The organism is Cyanobacteria bacterium GSL.Bin1 (assembly GCA_009909085.1).
GTDB lineage: Bacteria > Cyanobacteriota > Cyanobacteriia > Cyanobacteriales > Rubidibacteraceae > Halothece.
The window spans coordinates 1-20,542 of the sequence record JAAANX010000037.1 but is presented as its reverse complement, the minus strand read 5'-3'; the positions used below and the strand labels follow the sequence as shown (position 1 = coordinate 20,542).

The 20,542-nt window shown below is 43.8% G+C and carries 22 protein-coding genes; 18 read left to right on the top strand and 4 right to left on the bottom strand.

What is annotated here, in order from left to right; genetic code table 11:
* Positions 1–385 precede the first annotated feature (385 nt).
* From dnaK to GVY04_03235, 13 genes are all read left to right on the top strand, one after another.
* Positions 386–2,314 carry a molecular chaperone DnaK gene (dnaK, locus tag GVY04_03295; GenBank protein NBD15187.1) on the top strand — a complete coding sequence of 643 codons (1,929 nt, stop codon included), beginning with the start codon at positions 386–388 and terminating at the stop codon, positions 2,312–2,314.
* A gap of 105 nt (positions 2,315–2,419) precedes the next feature.
* Complete coding sequence (gene rpmH, locus GVY04_03290) at positions 2,420–2,557, top strand: 50S ribosomal protein L34 (protein NBD15186.1); 138 nt, start codon at positions 2,420–2,422, stop codon at positions 2,555–2,557.
* 20 nt (positions 2,558–2,577) lie between these two features.
* The gene (locus GVY04_03285) at positions 2,578–2,952 is read left to right on the top strand and encodes a ribonuclease P protein component (protein NBD15185.1); all 375 of its coding nucleotides are present in this window, start codon (positions 2,578–2,580) and stop codon (positions 2,950–2,952) included.
* Positions 2,942–3,337: a PH domain-containing protein gene (locus GVY04_03280; protein ID NBD15184.1), complete on the top strand. Its 396-nt coding sequence runs from the start codon at positions 2,942–2,944 to the stop codon at positions 3,335–3,337. Before GVY04_03285 ends, GVY04_03280 begins: the two co-directional genes overlap by 11 nt.
* Positions 3,338–3,424: 87 nt before the next feature.
* On the top strand, positions 3,425–4,585 hold the full coding sequence (yidC, locus tag GVY04_03275) for a membrane protein insertase YidC (GenBank protein ID NBD15183.1): 1,161 nt from the start codon (positions 3,425–3,427) through the stop codon (positions 4,583–4,585).
* 2 nt (positions 4,586–4,587) lie between these two features.
* On the top strand, positions 4,588–5,088 hold the full coding sequence (locus GVY04_03270) for an RNA-binding protein (GenBank protein NBD15182.1): 501 nt from the start codon (positions 4,588–4,590) through the stop codon (positions 5,086–5,088).
* Positions 5,089–5,112: 24 nt separating this feature from the next.
* The gene (locus tag GVY04_03265) at positions 5,113–5,634 is read left to right on the top strand and encodes a DUF177 domain-containing protein (protein NBD15181.1); all 522 of its coding nucleotides are present in this window, start codon (positions 5,113–5,115) and stop codon (positions 5,632–5,634) included.
* Positions 5,631–7,124, top strand: a complete 1,494-nt coding sequence (locus GVY04_03260; protein NBD15180.1) for an AAA family ATPase — start codon at positions 5,631–5,633, stop codon at positions 7,122–7,124. Before GVY04_03265 ends, GVY04_03260 begins: the two co-directional genes overlap by 4 nt.
* A gap of 25 nt (positions 7,125–7,149) precedes the next feature.
* Positions 7,150–7,671, top strand: a complete 522-nt coding sequence (locus GVY04_03255) for an SH3 domain-containing protein (protein NBD15179.1) — start codon at positions 7,150–7,152, stop codon at positions 7,669–7,671.
* Positions 7,672–7,803: 132 nt separating this feature from the next.
* Positions 7,804–8,349 (top strand): hypothetical protein, encoded by a 546-nt coding sequence (locus tag GVY04_03250; GenBank protein NBD15178.1) that lies wholly within the window; start codon positions 7,804–7,806, stop codon positions 8,347–8,349.
* Between the two features lie 106 nt (positions 8,350–8,455).
* The gene (leuB, locus tag GVY04_03245; protein NBD15177.1) at positions 8,456–9,535 is read left to right on the top strand and encodes a 3-isopropylmalate dehydrogenase; all 1,080 of its coding nucleotides are present in this window, start codon (positions 8,456–8,458) and stop codon (positions 9,533–9,535) included.
* 250 nt (positions 9,536–9,785) lie between these two features.
* Entirely contained in the window at positions 9,786–10,694 is a 909-nt protein-coding gene (gene miaA, locus GVY04_03240; GenBank protein ID NBD15176.1) for a tRNA (adenosine(37)-N6)-dimethylallyltransferase MiaA, read from the top strand.
* 87 nt (positions 10,695–10,781) lie between these two features.
* Positions 10,782–11,510, top strand: a complete 729-nt coding sequence (locus tag GVY04_03235) for a hypothetical protein (protein NBD15175.1) — start codon at positions 10,782–10,784, stop codon at positions 11,508–11,510.
* Here the strand turns inward: GVY04_03235 and GVY04_03230 are convergent.
* A complete protein-coding gene (locus GVY04_03230) occupies positions 11,507–11,824 on the bottom strand; it encodes a hypothetical protein (GenBank protein ID NBD15174.1) in 318 nt (105 codons plus the stop codon). The genes GVY04_03235 and GVY04_03230 overlap by 4 nt on opposite strands.
* 168 nt (positions 11,825–11,992) lie before the next feature.
* Here GVY04_03230 and GVY04_03225 point away from each other — a divergent pair, with 168 nt between their 5' ends.
* From GVY04_03225 to GVY04_03215, 3 genes are read left to right on the top strand one after another with little or no spacing between them, the layout of a single operon-like run.
* A complete protein-coding gene (locus GVY04_03225) occupies positions 11,993–12,532 on the top strand; it encodes a GIY-YIG nuclease family protein (protein ID NBD15173.1) in 540 nt (179 codons plus the stop codon).
* Between the two features lie 24 nt (positions 12,533–12,556).
* Positions 12,557–14,233, top strand: coding sequence for a protein kinase (locus GVY04_03220; protein NBD15172.1), 1,677 nt, complete (start codon positions 12,557–12,559; stop codon positions 14,231–14,233).
* 44 nt (positions 14,234–14,277) lie between these two features.
* Positions 14,278–14,883 (top strand): precorrin-8X methylmutase, encoded by a 606-nt coding sequence (locus tag GVY04_03215; GenBank protein NBD15171.1) that lies wholly within the window; start codon positions 14,278–14,280, stop codon positions 14,881–14,883.
* Between the two features lie 82 nt (positions 14,884–14,965).
* Here the strand turns inward: GVY04_03215 and GVY04_03210 are convergent, their stop codons facing one another.
* Positions 14,966–15,283, bottom strand: a complete 318-nt coding sequence (locus tag GVY04_03210; protein ID NBD15170.1) for a hypothetical protein — start codon at positions 15,281–15,283, stop codon at positions 14,966–14,968.
* A gap of 202 nt (positions 15,284–15,485) precedes the next feature.
* Positions 15,486–17,414: an ATP-binding cassette domain-containing protein gene (locus GVY04_03205; protein NBD15169.1), complete on the bottom strand. Its 1,929-nt coding sequence runs from the start codon at positions 17,412–17,414 to the stop codon at positions 15,486–15,488.
* Between the two features lie 113 nt (positions 17,415–17,527).
* Between GVY04_03205 and GVY04_03200 the strand changes: the two genes are divergently transcribed.
* A complete protein-coding gene (locus GVY04_03200; GenBank protein ID NBD15168.1) occupies positions 17,528–18,418 on the top strand; it encodes an alpha/beta fold hydrolase in 891 nt (296 codons plus the stop codon).
* A 108-nt stretch (positions 18,419–18,526) separates the two neighbouring features.
* Positions 18,527–19,087: a DUF3727 domain-containing protein gene (locus GVY04_03195; GenBank protein NBD15167.1), complete on the top strand. Its 561-nt coding sequence runs from the start codon at positions 18,527–18,529 to the stop codon at positions 19,085–19,087.
* A gap of 98 nt (positions 19,088–19,185) precedes the next feature.
* Here the strand turns inward: GVY04_03195 and GVY04_03190 are convergent, their stop codons facing one another.
* Entirely contained in the window at positions 19,186–20,388 is a 1,203-nt protein-coding gene (locus tag GVY04_03190) for a methyltransferase domain-containing protein (GenBank protein NBD15166.1), read from the bottom strand.
* Between the last annotated feature and the right edge of the window lie 154 nt (positions 20,389–20,542).

The following is a 20,542-nucleotide window of genomic DNA, read 5'->3' as shown; positions in this document are numbered from 1 at the left end:
CTAATTTCATGATTCCCTACTCTTCTCAACGAATGGTCAAAGCAAGTGTATTCTTCAACACCAACCGTGATCTCTGGCTCCTGAGTGAGAGCAAAGCATTGAGTCAAGTAGGAAAATAATCTCCCTTAGTTTAGCCTTATCTGGGATGGGTTTCATTAACCGCTTCCCAATTTGACCAAGTCAAAAATATCACTTTTAATATTGACCCATTTCCTCAGTAACGCCAACTCCTGCTGCAAATCGTGAGTGTCCCCCTTTTCTAACCGCCATCCCTTTGTTCGGTATCCTGCACTTTATTAAGCCTGCTTTTGCCTCTCATCATGGAGGATAGAGCAGATAAAAAATAAGCGTGAATTATTGTAGTCAGTAAAGGAGAAATACTCTTATGGCAAAAGTAGTCGGTATTGACTTAGGAACCACCAACTCCTGTGTTGCCGTGATGGAAGGGGGAAAACCCACAGTGATCTCCAACGCAGAAGGATTTCGGACAACCCCCTCTGTTGTTGCTTACGCCAAAAACGGCGATCGCCTCGTTGGGCAGATTGCGAAACGCCAAGGGGTCATGAACCCTCAAAATACATTTTATTCGGTTAAGCGGTTTATTGGGCGTAAATATGATGAAATTCAAGAAGAAGCAAAAGAGGTTTCTTATGAAGTCAAACGGGCAAGCGATGGTAATGTTAAGTTAGAAAGCCCCAACCAGGATAAACAGTTTGCACCGGAAGAAATTTCGGCACAAGTTTTACGAAAGCTTGTTGAGGACGCCAGCAAATACCTCGGGGAAGACATTACCGAAGCAGTGATTACCGTTCCCGCTTACTTCAACGACTCCCAACGTCAAGCAACGAAAGATGCTGGGAAAATTGCCGGTCTTGATGTGAAACGGATTATTAATGAGCCCACTGCCGCCTCTTTGGCTTATGGCTTAGATAAAAAAAGCAATGAGACAATTCTCGTCTTTGACTTAGGGGGCGGAACCTTTGACGTTTCCATTCTGGAAGTGGGCGATGGCGTGTTTGAAGTTTTAGCAACCTCTGGTGATACTCACCTCGGTGGGGATGACTTTGACAAGAAAATTGTCGATCATCTTGCCGCAGAATTCAAAAATCAAGAAGGCATTGATCTCCGTCAAGACAAACAAGCCCTGCAACGCTTAACCGAAGCAGCAGAAAAGGCAAAAATCGAGCTTTCTAGCGTTAGTCAAGCGGATGTGAACCTCCCGTTTATTACGGCGACGCAAGAAGGTCCGAAGCACTTGGATATGAGCTTAACGCGGGCGAAGTTTGAGGAACTTTGCTCAGATCTCATTGACCGTTGCAGTGTTCCCGTCGAAAATGCCCTCAAAGATGCCAAACTGGACAAGAGTAAAATTGATGAAATTGTCATGGTTGGGGGTTCGACGCGAATTCCTGCAATTCAAGAACTGGTCAAACAGAAGTTAGGCAAAGATCCCAACTTGAGTGTCAACCCTGATGAAGTGGTTGCTGTCGGGGCTGCCATCCAAGGGGGCGTTTTATCGGGAGAAGTGAAAGATATTCTCTTGTTGGACGTGACCCCGCTTTCCTTAGGTGTGGAAACCCTGGGCGGTGTTATGACCACGATGATCCAACGCAATACCACCATTCCCACCAAAAAAGCAGAAACCTTCTCCACAGCAGTGGATGGGCAAACTAATGTCGAAATTCATGTTCTACAAGGGGAACGGGAATTTGCCAAAGATAACAAGAGTCTTGGCACCTTCCGCTTAGACGGTATCCCGCCAGCGCCTCGGGGTGTGCCTCAAATTGAAGTGACCTTTGATATTGACGCCAACGGTATCCTTAACGTTACGGCGAAGGATAAAGGGAGTGGTAAAGAACAGTCCATCAGTATTACGGGTGCTTCGACTCTTCCCGAAGATGAAGTCGAACGCATGGTCAACGAAGCCGAGAAAAACGCCGAAGAAGATAAGGAACGTCGGGAAAAAATCGAGCGGAAAAACCAAGCTGACTCCTTGGTTTATCAAGCTGAGAAGCAAATCAATGAACTCGGTGATAAAGTTCCCGCTGAAGAGAAAAGTAAAGCAGAAGACCTCATCAGTCAACTGAAAGAAGCGGTTTCTCAAGAAAATGATGAGCAAATTCAAAAGCTAATGCCTGAGTTGCAACAAGTTCTCTACAGCATTGGTTCTAATGTTTATCAACAAGATGGAACAGCAGCTGCGGATGCGGCAGCTGGTAGTGGTGCGGCTAGCGGTGATGAGTCTAGCGAATCTTCTAGTGGTAAGTCTGATGGTGATGATGTTATTGATGCTGAATTCTCAGAAACTAAGTAACCATTGGCCAATTTCAGAATAAAGTAACGGGGGGCGATTCGCTCCCCGTCTTTGAATTTTGTTAAAATACTAATTCTGGAATTTGAGAATGGAGGAAATCAAGCTATGGCTCAACAAACGTTGCAGGGAACCCGCTTAAAACAAAAACGCAAATCGGGGTTTCGTGCCAGAATGCGAACCCGTAATGGCAGAAAAGTGATTAATGCTCGCAGAAGGAAAGGACGTACGCGGTTGTCAGTTTAAGGGCAGCAATCAGGTTAATTGTGAGCTTGCCCAAAGCCAATCGACTGCGACATCGCAATGAATTTCAAGCCGTTTATCAAAAAGGGGGACGCTGTTCCGGAAAATATCTAGTCCTTCGCTTCCTGCAAGAGATTTCGCCAAGAAAGGGAGACGGAACGCTCCCTCCTGCCAAAATTGGCATTTCGATTAGCCAAAAGGTCAGCAAAAAGGCGGTCGTCCGAAATCGCATCAAACGGCAGCTCCGAGCAATTGTACGAGAACTTTTACCTCAGTTGCCTCGCGGTTGGAAGATAGTTGTCATTGTGAAATCACATGCCCAGGAGTGCAACTATGAAGATTTTTTGCGAGAATTAAGGCAGTTATTAATCAAGTCAGAGGTCTTATATGGGGATTAAAGAAACCGTTTATTATGAGGGGGGTCCTCACAAAGGGGACTTAATTTTGAATCTGTTACTGGGGTTAACGGTGATTTTTCTACCGTTTACGGTGGGAGCAATTGTTCGGGCCTTGTGGTTACGCTATCGAATTACCGACCGCCGACTTTCGGTAATTGGGGGTTGGCGGGGGCGCGATCGCACGGATGTGGTTTATACAGAAATTACTAAAATTGTTAAAATCCCCCGTGGGATTGGGTTGTGGGGTGACCTAATTTTAACTTTGAATGATAAAAGCCGTTTAGAAATGCGGGCAGTGCCTCATTATCGAGACATCCATGATTATATTGCAGAAAAAGTGGCAAAGAAAACTGGAAAACCCTTAGAAGCAATTACAACTCGTTAAATTGGTAATAAGACCTTAACGGAATCATATAAGATTCGATACATTAAAACAGAGAAAACAGTACGCGCAGGACGCTGAAAAAGACGCATGGATTTTGGGATCGGATTTATTTCTAACAACATAATGCTGCCAATCCTGGATTTTTTCCACGGGATTGTTCCGAGCTATGGCTTTGCAATTATTGCTTTGACACTGGTGATTCGGTTTGCTCTCTACCCCTTGAGTGCCAAGTCAATCCGGAGTATGCGGCGGATGCGAGTTGCCCAGCCGGCAATGCAAAAGCGGGTCAAAGAAGTACAGGAACGCTATAAGGATGACCCAGAAAAGCAACGGGCAGCCATGAGCGAAGTTTATAAGGAGTATGGGAATCCCTTGGCGGGATGTTTTCCCGTGATTCTGCAAATGCCGATTTTATTTGCTTTATTTGCGACCCTGCGGGGATCGCCGTTTGCGGATGTCGATTACACAGTGGATATGCAGATTCTTCCCCAAGAGCAAATTGAGTCGGTACAACCCGAAACTTTAACGACCAAGGCAGAAAATGTTTATATTACTGATGACATTCACTACAAAATTTTAGGCGTGCTGCCCAGCCAAAATTTGGGGGTTGGGCAAAGCACCCAATTAGAATTCCAAACGGAAGAAGGAAAGTCACTCCAACAGTTAACGACTCAGACCGAATCTAATTTAACGCCGAAACTAGAAGTGGTAAAGGGGGAAGAGCGCGTTAAGATTGAAGAGAATGGTACAATCCGCGCGATCGCGCCCGGAGAAGTTTCCTTGAAAGCGAGCCTCCCTGGTGTTGCCAAAAATGAAGGCTTCCTCTTTATTGATGCTCTCGGTCGGGTTGGTGCTGTAGGTGAAGACGGTACCATTCACTGGGATATTCTCGGCATGGTCATCTTCTTTGGAATTAGTTTGTATGCCAACCAACAACTATCCGGTCAGCAAAACAAAAGTGGGGATAACTCCCAGCAACAACTAGTCAGCCAAATTACTCCCATTCTCTTTACAGGGATGTTCTTATTCTTCCCCCTTCCGGCGGGAGTATTAATGTATATTGTCTTGGCAAACGTGTTCCAAACCCTACAAACCTTAATTCTGATGCGGGAACCCTTGCCCGAAAATCTCCAGAAAATTGTGGACGAACAAGAAAAACAGGAGAAAAAAGAAAAAGGACAGGAAAGCTTGCCCTTTGAGAAACAAAAACGCTCACGGAAAAAAGAAAAAGAAAAAACATCTGGATAACTATGCAGCAAAACCTCAATCGGGGTCAGCAGTGGCTTGAACAAGTGCTCGCCCTGATGGGAACCCCGACTTCTGTCCAACTGTCTTATCCCCAGCCAACGGATGAAACGACTATTGCTGAAACCAATCCTTGGTTAGTCATTGATGAAACTGATTTAAATGAGCAACAGGTCAAAGCCTTGTTGAAAGATCAAGGACGGACCCTTGATGCGTTGCAATATCTGGCCAATACCTTACTCAACTTAACGCTGGAACCGGAAGCTCAGACTTCCTTTACCATCGAATTTAAAGGTTATCGTCAGCAACGAGAAAAAGAGTTACGCGTCCTTGCCGAAAAAACGGCTTGGCAAGTCCTAGAAACGGGGGAAAGTGCAGAACTGAGTGCGCTATCGGGTGCGGAACGACGGCAAATTCATCAGTTTCTGCAGCAGTATGAGGGCTTAGAATCATGGAGTCGGGGTCAAGAACCGGACCGCCGTTTGGTGGTGCAACGCAAAAGCTAATTGTGTACCCTTGCTTGAATAGCGATGATCGAACCAATTTATATTCCACGACTGCTCAAAGCACCAGGGAAAAGTGAACAACTTGAAATTAATACCTTTCTCCCTGGTTTAGAGACACTCACCCCAGTGCGAGGAACACTTGTGGTGATGCATTGTGGGACCTATTTAAACGTTTCGGCCAGTGCCGAAACCATTAAGACCTTAATCTGTGATCGCAGCCTCCAGCAATATAACCAGCGTCTAGTGGTTGATACCAGTGAGTTGATTTGGCTCAAAGACCACCCAGAAGAAGAAGGGACAGGTCATAAAGAAGTGGAAACCCCATTAGAGGAACTGACGGAAAGTTTACCTGCCCAAGGCTATTTTGAACCAGCAACTTGGCTTTACGAACAGTTTTGTTTGCAAATGCCGATCCGTCAGTTGAGTAGTGAGTCCACGGTTGGAGAATATAACTACAGTGATCCCCCACCGCTAGATCAACGCTGGGCCGCTTTGGCAGCATTGAAAGAGAAATTGCCGGATCGCAACGGAGCGGAAGAAGGATGAGTTTTCGAGAAGAATTTGAACTCCTATTGCGGGCCTGTTATCCTTTAATTTATATCCCCACTTTTGAGGAAGAACGAGTGGAAAGCGCGATCGCGCAATGTGCTAAAGAGGTGGGGAATCGTGCCGTTTATATTTGGGATTTCGTCGATGGCTACCAAGATAACCCTAATAACGCAGGAACCGCTCGGCGCAACCCACTACAAGCCCTAGAATTTGTGGAAAAACTCCCGACCGGGAATGGGGCAGTGATTATTCTCCGAGACTTCCATCGCTTCTTAGAAGATATCTCTGTTGCTCGCAAACTAAGGAATTTGTCTCGGAAGTTAAAATCTTTACCGCTAAATGTGGTTTTGATTTCCCCAGACGTTTCCATTCCGTCTGATTTAACTGAAGTCTTAACAGTTGTCGAATTTCCCCTTCCCGATAGCCAAGAAATTAAAGCAGAAGTCGAACAACTCATTAGCGGGATTCCGCAGCGTTTGCCGGAGAAGCAAATTGAAGCCATTGTTCGTTCGGCGCGGGGATTGTCTCTAGAACGGATTCGCCGAGTTTTAACGCGCGCGATCGCGGATCACGGGGCATTACAACCGGAAGATGTAGATCTGGTGCTCGCAGAAAAACGGCAATCGATTCGCCAAACCCAAATTCTCGACTTCTATCCCGCTACGGAAGAAATTTCTGACATTGGCGGCTTAGATAACCTCAAAGATTGGCTTTTACGTCGTGGCGGTGCCTTCAGCGATCGCGCCCGTAGTTACGGATTGCCTCATCCCCGAGGACTGCTTTTAGTGGGCATTCAAGGGACGGGGAAATCCCTGACCGCAAAAGCGATTGCCCACCATTGGCATCTTCCTCTTCTCCGCTTAGATGTCGGGCGTTTATTTGGCGGTTTGGTAGGGGAATCCGAATCTCGTACCCGGCAAATGATTACGTTAGCCGAAGCCCTTGCTCCCTGTGTGCTTTGGATTGATGAAATTGACAAAGCCTTTGCCGGGTTAACTGGGCAAGGAGACTCAGGAACCAGTAGCCGTGTTTTTGGTACTTTTATTACCTGGCTCGCGGAGAAAACCTCCTCTGTTTTTGTGGTTGCCACAGCTAACAATGTCGGTGCGCTTCCTCCAGAAATGCTCAGAAAAGGGCGATTTGATGAAATCTTCTTTGTTGATTTACCGACACAAGCGGAACGAAAAGAAATTTTTTCCGTTCACCTTTCTCACTTGCGCCCCTATAACCTAAAAGATTATGATTTAGAGCGACTCGCTTACGAAACTCCAGATTTTTCCGGAGCAGAAATTGAACAAACTATAATTGAAGCGATGCACATTGGTTTTAGTCAAAATCGCGACTTTACCAATGAGGATATTTTACAAGCTGCCAGTCAAATTGTTCCGCTTGCTCGTACTGCTCAGGAAGAAATTCAATTTCTTAAACAATGGGTAAGTGCTGGCAAAGCTCGTAAAGCCTCTCGTGATAATGCACTTACTCTCTAAACATCATTTCTAATTCAAGCCGCTTATGAGTATTTCTGGTTTAATACAGTTTGTTCTCGGATTTGTTCTTGGTGTTTTCCTACTCACCAGTGCTGGCGCTGCTGCTGCCTACTTTTTTTTCAATCGTATGTCTGATGTTCCTTCACAACCAGTGTTCTCGGAATCAGAAGAAGAGTCTTCAGAGCCGACAGCAAAGGACCAATCTGCCGCTTCTGGCTCAGATCAGACGGCTACAGAAACGACCCAGACCAGTCAGAGTGAGCCTAAACCGGAACCGGAACCGGAATCGGAACCGGAACCGGAACCCGAAGAACCAAAAACTCTTGCCGACCGTTTTGGCGAACAGGCTTATGAAGCACGTGTAACTTGGCCCAGTGGTTTAAGTTTACGAGCAAACCCAAGTTTGGATGCTTCGCGAGTGGGTGGTGTTTACTATCAAGATAAATTAGTCATTATCGAAACTCAAGGAGATTGGCAGAGAGTTTATGTCCCGGAGAGCGGTCAACAAGCTTGGGTGAAAGCTGGCAATGTAGAGAAGATTAACTAGCTTAATCAATTATCAATCAAAACATCTATAGCAATTCTGATTCTTATCAAGTACATCCTTTATTCCCTGTTCCCTAAACCGATCATTTTGTCCCTTACCCGCTTAGGAAGTGGCTATACCTTTTTACGAAGGATAGAAAACAACATGAACTGCCGATCAATGCGATGGGTTGTTGGCTTGCTCATTACTCTCACTTTCATCTTTGCTTCTCCTGACATTGTTTACAGTGAAGAGACCTTGATGGGTCATCACATGAGGAGTGGTTGCATGAAAAGCGCTCAGATGAGCCGATGTGACGGAAAAATCATCCATCAGCTGTTTGACAATCACCATCAAATTCGCCGTTCAGTTGAGGAAATTCCCGGTGGGATCCGTACCGTAACCGAATCAGATCATTCCGAAGTTGCTGCTTTGATTCAAGAACACGTTTCCAGAATGTACAAACGGATTGAGAAGGGCCAGCGGATTCCAATGATGATGATGAGTTCAACGCTTCCGATAATGGTTCAAAACTCCGATCTTTATCATCGAAAATTGGAAATGACTTCCCAGGGGATTGTGGTGACTGAAACCTCTAGCGATCCCGATTTAGTCAGTGTCATCCGGGAACACGCGATGGAAGTGACTGAGTTTGTAGACGAAGGAAGACGGGGAATGAAGAGTGGCATGATGAGATAGCAGCCAATCAAAGCTTAGTCAAAAAAGAGAAAGAGCGCGATCGCGCTGGGAGATAATCCGGTAAGATAGCTGCTTAGTCCAATTGAATAAAGCTATAAGATCAGCAATGACAAAAACTTACCGGATTACCCTGCTGCCGGGAGATGGCATTGGTCCCGAAATTATCGCCGTTGCGGTGGAAGTTTTAAAAGCAGTGGGCAAACAGTGCAACCTTGAATTTACCTTTACCGAAGCGCTCATGGGGGGTGCGGCAATTGATGCTACTGGCGAGCCCTTACCGCAAGAAACGTTAGATACTTGCCGCAGTAGCGATGCCGTCTTACTCGCTGCCATTGGGGGTTACAAATGGGATAACTTACCCCGTCATCAACGTCCTGAAACGGGCTTACTGGGATTACGCGCCGGCTTAGAGTTGTTTGCCAATTTACGTCCCGCTAAAATTTTGCCGCAACTAGTTGATGCGTCAACCTTGAAACGGGAAATTGTCGAGGGGGTCGATATCATGGTGGTGCGAGAATTAACCGGCGGTGTTTATTTTGGGGAACCGAAAGGAATTTTTAGCACCGAAACGGGAGAACAGCGTGGGGTGAATACCATGGCTTATACCGATGCTGAAATTGATCGGATTGCGAAAGTTGCCTTTGCAATTGCCCAGAAACGAAACCAGCAACTGTGTTCGGTAGATAAAGCCAATGTTCTAGAAGTGTCTCAATTATGGCGCGATCGCATTACTGCCCTTGCCTCCTCCTATCCCGAAGTTGAACTTTCTCATCTGTATGTAGATAATGCCGCCATGCAATTGGTTCGCGCTCCCAAACAATTTGATACGATTGTGACTGGCAATCTCTTTGGAGATATTCTCTCTGATGCCGCTGCGATGCTCACCGGGAGTATTGGTATGCTACCGTCAGCGAGTATGGGCGCAGGAAAACCGGCTGTTTTTGAACCGGTGCATGGCTCTGCTCCTGATATTGCCGGAGAAGATAAAGCCAATCCTCTCGCGCAAGTGTTAAGTGCAGCGATGATGCTTCGGTATGGCTTAGATGAACCCACCGCAGCCGATAAAATTGAACAAGCGGTGTTCCAAGTCTTGGACCAAGGCTATCGCACTGGCGATATTATGTCGGAAGGGATGAGGTTTGTCGGGTGTAAACAGATGGGAGAAGCTTTATTAAAAGCGTTATAGGGCAGCTTGATTGATTCATGGCAAGGCTAGAAACATGAATTTAGGAAAGGGTAAGGGTGAAAGGTTAAACAGAGATGGATATCCTTTTTCCTTTGCCCTTTCCACATTCTCTTTAATCCACAATCCACCGAAAAGGGAGTAGAGCATCAAGTTTAACTTGAGAGAGCAATATCGTTAAATTATCTCCTTGTCTCCCTTTCACCCCCTTGCACTCCCAATAATTATTGACTCAGATTCAGTTTAGAAAACGATGACTCCTCCCTTGATCGTTATTTGTGGGGCAACCGCAACTGGAAAATCTCATTTAGCCCTGCAACTGGCACAATATTTCAACACAGCTATTCTCAGTGCTGATTCTCGCCAAGTCTATCGCCAATTTGATATTGGAACGGCGAAGCCTACAGCAGAAGAACAAGCGTTAGTGCCTCATTACCTCATTGATATTTGTGAACCAACCGAAACCTTAACCGTTGCTGAATATCAAGAACAAGCCAATCACTTCATTCATTCTCTGCCGCAATCACCTTTACTGTTAGTGGGTGGAACCGGTTTATACATTAAAGCCATTACTAAAGGTTTAAAAATTCCCCGGGTTGCCCCTCATCCTGAGCTGCGATCGCGCCTGCAACGTCTTGGTCAATCTCAACTCTATGCCTTTTTAGAGCAAGTTGATGCGCCCGCTGCTCGTAAAATTCATCCCCATGATCAAGTACGCACCTTGCGCGCCCTAGAAGTCTTTTATGTGACAGGAAAACCGATTAGTGAACAACAAGGAGAAAATCCACCGTCTTACCCGATTTTACAAATTGGATTAGATTGTTCTCCTGAAAATTTAGACCAAAGAATTCGCCATCGCACGGAAAAAATGTTAGCCGCCGGATTAGTAAAAGAAGTGGAAAGATTAATTGAGCAATATGATTGGTCGCTTCCTTTATTAAATACTCTGGGCTATCAAGAAATTAAAGATTACTTAGCGGGAAAAACTGACTTAACAACAGCAAGAGACTTAATTATTCTCCACACGCGTCAGTTTGCAAAACGACAACGCACTTGGTTTCGATCGCAGCCGGAAATCCAATGGTTTGAGCCACAGCAACCGCAATTCTGGGACGCAATCTTAGAACGATTACAGAGAACATTGGAACTAAGGAATTGCTAGAATAAGCTAACTAGCCCCGAAATGAAACTGTGGTGATTTCAAGGTTCTATGTCCAATCAAAACCAAGACAGTACCAACGCCGAAAAAATCTTACAACATCCCATTCCTCCTCCCACTCATGATACTCAATATCGCGCGATCGGGCTGGTTTGGGGGGTTTATCAGCCTCAAGATAAACTGACTCGCGGTGAAATGATCCTATCAGAAAACACCCGTTTAGAAACAGTTCTTCTGGGACGAGTGATCAGTGTAGTGAAGAAACATATTAACTTAGATGAACCTCATCTCTGGGTCGTGTATCCCCGCACTAGACAAAAACAAGATTACCTTCACTTACAAGTGGTTGGGGTTTGGGAACCAAAAACCCTCAAAGAATCCTCGCAGCGGGCAGAACAATTAGAGGAAGAAACGGTTTCCCACGTCAACGCGCAAGCTGGATATTTTTCGATTCGCGGAGAAGTTATTTTTTACTCGGAAGCTCAACAAAAAATTATTGTTAAAATTAAGCGATTCACCTCAGAAAAAAACAGCTTTTTTAAGTTGAAACTTAATGGCACGCTCCCTGATGAAAAAGAAAACTTAGGGTGGTTTTGGGATCTCGATACCCAATTAAAAGGAGAAGAGTTAGTGGTCACTCGCGCGAAAAAGATTGCACCCCTAAATCCTAACTTTAAGCGGAACCGTCCCCCGAAAAAGATTATTAAGACGTCTCGCCAAAATAAAGAAATGCCTCCCCCAACTGAAAATAAGCCGAAGCCTATTCTTCGTCGGAGAAAGCAGCGATCGCAACGTCATCAAAACTCAGGAGAAAGTTAAGCAATTCCGAGGAGTTGTCGGAATTTATGAGGCGCAAAAATAGCGTAACTATTAATACTAAAACATGTTACAGCTAACGACAATAAAAGATAAGTTGGTGTCATGACAACACCAATTGCTAACCAAGTGGCGACATGAAAAACCATAGCGCAAGCGGATATCATTGCCAATGCTGCATTCCAACGCAGTTTCATCGTAGGGAATTGGCGGACCAATAGTAACAACGTCACTGAAGTTAATAAAAGATTAGCGGGAATCAGCATTCCACAGATGGTGACACAGTATTGGCGAGAAAATGCAAATAAATCGAACAAGGTAATCACTATCCTCCTGTCGATAGGCGAATTAAAAATTATCATAAACGTTAAGCAGAAGTGCTGAGTGAAAACTGTTAAATCTCGTTACATACTTTTCGCCACAGATGAAGTGAACTCTTCTAAACTAGATTGATGTATCGTTATCGGTAATGAATTGTAAAATTAATGACTGCTCAAACTGAATTCACTACTTTAGCAAACTTACCGTTTCTTCCCTACCTCAATCAACAGGGTGAAATCGATCCCAACTTCGAGAAGAAAATTGGAGTTTATAGCATTTTTGATGCGGAAAAAACTCTACAATTAGTCGCATATTCTCGCGATATTTATACCAGTCTCAAGCAACATTTAGTCCGCCAACCCCAAGCCTGTTACTGGTTAAAAGTGAAAACAATTGATCGTCCTCGGCGCAGTACCCTCGCAGAAATTCAACAAGCCTGGATTGAAGAAAATGGAACAATCCCGGCGGGAAATAGTCATCAACAATCAGCGTGGAATGATCCCATTGATGCAAAATTAACTATGACCGATGCTGAGCAAGCAGAATATGCCAATGCTGATGAATTGGCGCAAGCAAAATTGCTAAAAAATATTGCCCGACGGGTGGAAGCTGAGATTAAAGAAACGCTTAAGGAACGCGGAGTAACCATGGAGATTCGGTTTAACCCGAAATTGAAAGAACAAGGACGGCTGGACTTAAAATAGTTTTCAATAGGCGCTGAATCAAGAATGGATGTGGGAATGGCTGTTGTTGTTTTAAATAATCGATATCGTGTGGTTCGGGAATTAGGGCAAGGGGGATTTGGTCGAACCTACCTAGCAGTGGATACTTATTTGCCTTCAGAGCGATATTGTGTCATTAAGCAACTCTATCCCATTGTTTCTAAACCGAAACAGTATCAGTGGGTCAGAGAGCGCTTTCAACGAGAAGCAGCCATTTTAGAAACCTTAAGTCGAGGGAATAGCCAAATTCCCCAACTTTATGCCTACTTTGCAGAAGCAGAAACATTTTATCTGGTACAAGAATATATTGAAGGCTGTACCCTAACCGAAAAAGTAGCGCAAACGGGGGTGATGTCAGAGCAGGAAGTGAGTGACCTTTTGATTAGCCTCTTGCGGGTTTTGGCGTATGTCCATGATCAGAAAATTATTCATCGGGATGTGAAGCCCGATAATATTATTTTGCGCGCGGGAGATCATCAACCGGTATTAATTGATTTTGGGGTGGTGAAGGAAGCCCTAGAAACGGTAGTCAATTCTGAACGCACCCATTCCATCGCGATCGGTACGCCCGGCTATATGCCCTCTGAACAAGCTGCCGGACGACCGGTTTATTCCAGTGATTTATACAGTTTAGGGTTAACCGCTATTTTCCTCCTTAGTGGTCAAGCCCCCCAAAATTTAGAAAGTGATCCGAATACGGGGGAATTGCTGTGGCGCAAAGCGGTTCCCCATCTCCATGGTCGCTTAGCAACTGTCATTGATCAAGCGGTGCGTTTTCATCCGCGCGATCGATTTACAGATGCCAACGCCATGTTATCCGCACTGACTCGTCGTCGTTCTTCATTCACTCGTGAAGCGACCTCAGAAAAAACGGAGAAAGCAGGCAATTTGACGAATTATCCAACTGTTGCTGCCGTCTCTCCCGCCGCTTCAGTGAGGAAGAGAAAGGGCAATCCTTTCTGGATGGGGAGCGCGATCATGCTGTTAATGATTTTCAGTGCGGGCTTTGTCGGATACGGAACGGTCCAGTTTTTACAAAATTTCTTGCGAGAGAGCACTCGTAATCCAGTGGTATCAGAACCCAGTAATCGCGAAGAAACCTCTCCTTCTGAAGACACGCAAACCGACTCTTCCTCGGAAGAACAAGAAGATGTTCCTTCTTTGCCTTCACAACTGGAAAAACCAATCTTAGATTTAGAATTAGACTCTCCGACTGTGATTGTCCCAACCATTCCTCTAGAAGAAGCATCGTCCCGAACCCGAGACTCCAGCCTAGAACAAGTTCCTATTTTTAGTACGGGGGTTCCTAAAACACAAATCATAGAAACCTTAGGCGAACCCACTTCAATGCGTCGAGGTTACTGGAAAAACACACAATCAGTGCAATATAAAGATTATGTTGCGGGAAAACTGGACTTGGAATTTATTTTTGATCGGGTTACAGGAAAATTACGACAAACTGAGGCGTCTTTTGGCAGCTCAGTGGAATTGACCCTTATGGAAGGGAAACTCCAACAAATGCTACAAGGTCAAATGACCCCTGAAATCCGAGACGCGCTTGCCCAAGTTTATCGTCAAGAAACTGATTTACGGTCTTTTGCCATTGCCGATTGGGAAGGTATGATTCAAAGACAGCAAGGAAACAGAATTGTTATTCGGGTTTGGGAAAAAGAGTTACGTTAAAATACGCTTCGGATGACACTGCACCTTATGACGAATCAAAAACAATGGAACTGACAAAGACTGAGGCGAATTGTTTATTGGCAATTGATCAGGAAGTGGGACAACATCGCTTTTCACCTGCTGAATACGAAATTATTCGCCGAGTTATTTACGAAACGGGAGACTTTGACTACCTCTCTCATCTGCATTTTTCTGATCGTGCTCTCAGTGCGGGGGCTGCGGCTTTAGCGGCTCGCACTGCAATTATAGTGGATGTTCCTTTGATTCAAGCCGGTATTGCTGATGCTGCTCAAACGACCTTTGTCAATCCCATTTACAGTGAAGTTGAGGGTCATCATACTCATAACTTAACGCTGTTAACCCAACGTTATCCAGAAGCTGTTTTTATGATTGGTCAACAACCAACGGCAGTGTCTACATTTTTACATTTGCTGGAACAAGATGAGATTCAACCTGCTTTCGCAATTATTACTGCACCGAAATTAGTTGATGTTGAGGCTACTGAAAGTCATTTAGGCACGCTCACAATTCCGCATATTCGAGTAACAGGACGGAAGGGAAGTGCCAGCGTAGCAATCGGAATTTTCAAGGGTTTAATTCACTTAGCATGGCAGGTTTATGCCCATCGAGATCCGATTTCCGGTCAGTAAATAAGGAGTGGTCGCTTCATTCAATTTGTTCGTCTTGTTTTGAATTGAACGAGTTTCCCTGATCATGAGCGAAAAATAGAAATTATTTTACTTGTGGTTTGAGGTGGAGACGCACCACTTGCTGACCTCCTAAACGTTGTAGATAATAGTTAACTGTGTCTGGGGGATCAGCGCAAGCCGAAACTAACTGACCTTGCCAACGAAAATAGTAAATCCGATTAAATGATCCCGAAATCACTTCGTAAGGAGCACTCCAGCCCTGATCATAAATGACTTCACCGAGCTTTAAGCGTGAGTAACCCGCTTCAGCAATGACAGGCATATTCGGAGTTGATGAATCAAAAAATCGCTCTAAAGCCGATTCAAGACGAGTTAAGAATTTCAAGGGATGACGCAGCATTTCTTTTACTATAAGTAAATTAAAAGTCTTTCTTCTTCTAGTGTGCCCAATTTTTTCGCATTTGGTTACTTTTTTGTAACTTTAGTTACAGAAAATCTATTATTAGACTGATATTAATTCAAAGTCAAGTCTATCTAGAGAAAGATCACGCAATAGGCAGTCCACAGCACTGCTAGATTTGCTCTCTCCAATCCCTTTCCAATCACGATTCCAGGTCTGCTAACTCTAACCAGCGGGCGGTTGCATCTTCAATATCTTTTTCCAAGGTTGCCACTTGTTCGGATAGCTTTTGCAGTTCGCTATATTTTGGGGAAGGTGTATTATATAGAGCATTTTCTAATTCTGTTTTTTCTGCTTCCAGTTGCGGTATTTTGGCTTCTAACTCTTCTAACTCTCGTCGTTCCCAGTTGGAGAGTCGCCGTGGTTTATCTTGTTTCTGCTTCTTACTTGTTCCGTTAACTTCCGGTTTATTTTTTGCGACTTTTGGCGCTGCTTTTTCAATATTAACCTGGGCGGCATCTTCTGCTTCTTTATAATCTAAATATGTGGAGTAATTGCCGGGATAAAATTTAATTTTTCCTCCTTCAGAAAACGCAAAAATTTGTGTAACCGTTCGGTCTAAAAAATAGCGATCATGTGAAACGGTAATCACACCACCATTAAATTCTTCCAGATAATCTTCTAAAATGCTTAAAGTTTGAACATCTAAGTCATTCGTTGGTTCATCTAAAATTAAAACATTAGGAGCACTCATCAAAACCTTTAAAAGAAATAAGCGTCGTTTTTCTCCTCCTGATAGTTGATGTAAGGGGAGATACTGTTGATTTGGTGGAAACAAAAACCGCTCTAACATTTGGGAAGCAGTGATTAAGGTTCCGTCACCCGTCTTGACATACTCAGCCACATCTTTGAGATATTCAATGACGCGCTGATTCTCGTTTTTTGCTTTAAGGAGGTTTTCTGAATGTTGGTCAAAGTAGCCAATCTGAATAGTTGCCCCAATCTCTACTTTTCCACTATCAGGTGCAATCCGTCCGGTGACAATATCCATTAATGTTGACTTTCCAGCCCCATTTTCACCAATAATTCCGATGCGATCATCAGGACTAAATTCGTAAGTAAAGTCTTTAATGAGCTGCCGATTTTGATAAGATTTATTAATATTTTCCACCTCAATCACTTTCTTGCCAATCCGACGACTGGGTGTAGAAATATCAACATTACCCTTGGCTGTTTTGAACTCTTTGTTTTGGAGTTCATCAATGGCTTGAATCCGTGCTTTTTGTTTTGTTGATCGCGCTTTCGGTCCTTGTTTTAGCCAAGCCAGTTCTCGCCGGAGTATACTTTTATATTTTTGGTAACTGCTGGCTTCTGCTGCGTCTATTTCAGCTTTCTTTTCTAGATAGTAAGAATAGTTGCCATCAAAGGTATATAAATCAGCACGGTCAATTTCAATAATTCGAGTCGTAACTTGATCAAGAAAATAGCGGTCGTGAGTGACTAATAAGAGTGCTCCCCGAAAGTTGCTTAAATAGTTTTGTAGCCATTCGACAGAATCAGCATCTAAATGGTTAGTTGGCTCGTCCATTAAAAGCGCATCCGGTTCAGCGAGTAAGGCGGCTGTTAAAGCCACTCGCTTGCGTTCTCCCCCTGATAAATTCTTGACAGGAGTATGGGGATCACCTAAGCCTAATTTATTTAAAATAATTTTAGCCTTCGTATCTAAATCCCACGTTCCCATCGCATCCATTTGTTGAGTAATGGTAGAAAAACGAGAGAGGAGTTGATTATTATTGGGATCAGTGGCGAGTTTTTCGGAAAGGGTTTCGTACTCTTGAATCAGTTTAATTTGTTCGCCGCTACTGGCTAAAACTTGCTCTAAAACTGTATTGGTTTCATCTACTTCGGGTTGTTGGGGAAGATAAACACATCGTGCATTTTGGTTCACGTTAAATTCGCCACTGTCAATGGGTTCGAGTCCAGCCAATATTTTAAGAAGCGTTGATTTACCGGAACCATTTGTACCAATTAAACCAACTTTTTCCCTTTCATTTATGCTAAAGGTAGCATTCCGAAGAATTTCTTTAATGCCAAAGTCTTTTTTGACTGATTTCAGCGTAAAAATAGCCATAGTTTATGATTTGTATTCCTGATGAGTGCTTGGCATCCCCACCTTGCCATCACCTCCTCCGATCTTAGATTAAGATAGAGGAAAACTGTTAACAATCCTTTACAAAAACGCTGATGACGCAATCCCTGACAAAAAATACAACCTTAACGCAGTATTCTTGGGAGTGGCAAGGCTACAAGAGTGTTTATACTGTGCAAGGAGAAGGACAACCCTTACTCCTCATTCATGGCTTTGGTGCCTCCATTGGACATTGGCGAAAAAATATTCCCGTTTTAGCGGATGCGGGATATCAAGTCTTCGCACTAGACTTGCTGGGCTTTGGCGGATCCGAAAAGCCTGCTTTAGACTATAGCGTTGAGTTGTGGCAACAACAACTCTATGATTTTTGGGCAAGTCACATTAACCAACCCACAGTCTTTGTCGGCAACTCCATTGGTGGCTTACTGGCCTTAATGATGATGACTGAATATCCTGAATTGACAGCAGGAGGAGTGTTAATTAACAGTGCTGGCGGCTTAAATCATCGTCCAGAAGAATTGCAGTTTCCGCTAAATGTGGTCATGGGAACTTTTACTAAGCTAGTCAGTACACCAGGAATTGGTGAATTTGTGTTTAATCAAGTTCGCCGTAAATCTCAAATTCGGAATACCCTCAAGCAAGTGTATCGCGATCGCGCTGCCATTACTGAGGAATTAGTAGACTTACTATATCTTCCCTCTTGTGATCCAGGGGCGCAAAATGTTTTTGCATCGGTGCTGAGTGCACCGCCAGGACCAAAACCAGACAATTTGTTACCCCATCGCCAGTGTCCGTTATTAGTTTTATGGGGAGAAGATGATCCATGGACACCGATTCAAGGGGCAAAAATTTATCAAGATTTGAGTCAAAATGATCGGGACGTTGAATTTTATCCGATTCCGCAAGCTGGACATTGCGCCCATGATGAAAAACCAGAACAAGTTAATCAATTAATGCTAAATTGGTTAAACCGAATTTTTACTTAACTTGAAGCAGAAAATGACGGGAGACATCGGATAACAAACCACAAACTTATCCATAATTAATAACGAATTATGTGATATTTTGAAGAATGCTATATTCTCTTCTCTGCTATGTCCTCATCTCCTTTTTCTCAAGATCAGCCACCTTCCTCCCCAGAAATTAAAGTTCTGATTGATGAAGATGCGCGTTCATTATATTGTTATGTTGAACAGTCTTTTACTTCTAAAGGCGTTCAATACTATCTTTTAATGCCAATCGATTCTCCCGTTTCAATTATTATGTGGGATGAGGACGAAGATGCAGAACAAGCCATTTTAATTGAAGACGAACCAGAAATTGATCGGCTTTTCTCTAAAGCAGAAGCCAGTTTAGCTGAAGAAGAACTGACGCTGAAGCGTACTTCCTTCACGCTAACAGTTGCAGGCGAATTACCAGAACCAGAAGATGATGATATCTTGACTTTAGAAATTGAAACGGAACGTGCCTGGGAAGCTGAAGAATTCCAACTGCTAGCGACATTCATCCACGATGATCAAGAATATGGGGTTTATACCCCTCTAGTTCCTTTACTTTTCTTTGCAAAAGCACAACCAGATGGTGAATTGGAACTCCTTTCTCTGGATGAGCTAAAAACCATTCAGCCGATCTTAGAAGAATGGATGTTTAATTAACAATTAATTGATATTATCTCTAGCAATAGTGATCAATAGCTTATAAAAAATTGATTTAAAATTAACATTTATTGTAATTAGAATCAAATAAAGCTGACTTAAATGAACCATCCTTGACGAGTAAGCGGTAAGTTCCACTCACTATCCTCTTTTCGCCGCAGCAAGGTTTGATAAATTCCCATCTGATTCCTTTCAAATCCGATGGCGCACCCGATCAAATACAGTTGCCAAATATTGTAGAATTTTTCGCCAATGAGCTGAACAGCTTCTGTTTTCGCTTGCGCTAAGTTCTCTGCCCAACGCCGTAAAGTTAGGGCATAATGAGGACGCCAATTATCCACATTAACCACTTCCCAACGAGCTTTTTCTGCTTCTCGCAACATCGGTGTCAGTTGGATGAGTTCCCCATCGGGAAAAATATAGCAATTAATAAATCGTTCCCCAACACTAGAACCCCGCCATTGATCGGTAGAGGTAATGCCATGATTCAGAAATAATCCTCCGGGTTGGAGACATTGATAAGCGTGTTGGAAATAGGCAGGATATTGTTTTAAGCCCACATGTTCAATCATGCCAATAGAGACAATTTTGTTGAAAGTGGGGGTGTCAGGTAAGTCTCGATAATCCAGGAGTTTAACCTCTAATTGATCCTCTAAACCTTCTTCTTTAATGCGTTTTCGATTGTACTCGACTTGTTTTTGACTCAGAGTAATTCCATATCCTTGAATGCCATAATATTTTGCCGCCCAACGTAGCATTGCCCCCCAACCGCAACCAATATCGAGAAGTTTGTCTCCTGGTTCCAGTTTGAGTTTACGACAGGTAATGTCTAATTTTCGTTCTTGGGCTTCGGCTAGACTCATTAAGGGATGCTCAAAATTGGCACAAGAATAGATCATCCAAGGATCGAGCCACAGTTGATAAAAGTCATCTCCCACATCATAATGGTGTTGGATGGCAGCATGATCGCGCTCTTTGCTATGAACTTCTCCTTTGCGATCACCTTCAGGGTTAACCTTCACAGGTAAACGAGGGAGTAATAAAGACTGTAGCCATGCTTTGATGCCTTGGCTGCGTTTTAATCCTTTCCAAGCTAAATGTTGTCCCAGATTAACAATCGTTTCCGCTTCACCTTGGAAATCAAACCAACCATTGAGATAGGCTTGTGTTAAAACTAAAGGATCGCGCCTTAAAACCAGAGAACGTAAAACACCGGGATGAAGAAACTTTAATTGAATCGCAGAATTTCCCGCTTTTCCTAAATTTAAGGTTTCCCCTTCCCAAAATTCAATGACCCCCACCTACTTCGTGAGGTGGGGGATTGGGGAGAGATAACCTCCCCGTAGCTGCGAATAGAGCCATGAGCGGTTAGCGAGTAAACACTTCCAGATGTTTCTCTAGTTTGGATTAGATGTAAGAGGGCGGAATCTCGCCCAACTGGGTTAGTCCAGGACA